Consider the following 243-nt stretch of genomic DNA (forward strand, 5'->3'; position numbering starts at 1 on the left):
GGACTACAAGCCGATATCGAAGCGATTGGGCAAGCTGGTGCACATGCTGCTATTGCGTGTACGGCGATTACGGTGCAAAGCTCGCAGCAAGTATTTGGTTTTGAAGCCTGTGCAGCTAATTTGGTCAAAGCGCAAGCCACCACGGTGCTTGCGGATTTGCCCGTCAGCGTGATTAAGTCGGGGATGCTGGGCACGACGGATAATATCACCATGCTCACCCAGCTATTTGCTGATGCTATTATC

At 51.9% G+C, this 243-nt stretch carries 1 protein-coding gene; it reads left to right on the plus strand.

Features of this window, described 5'->3' with window-relative positions; all coding sequences use genetic code 11:
• Window positions 1-243, plus strand: a 243-nt coding sequence (locus AAEY79_RS16130) for a bifunctional hydroxymethylpyrimidine kinase/phosphomethylpyrimidine kinase (protein WP_352289727.1), incomplete at both ends; no start/stop codon positions are given.

The sequence above is a fragment of the Psychrobacter sp. GW64-MNA-CIBAN-0177 genome, assembly GCF_040309585.1.
GTDB lineage: Bacteria > Pseudomonadota > Gammaproteobacteria > Pseudomonadales > Moraxellaceae > Psychrobacter > Psychrobacter okhotskensis.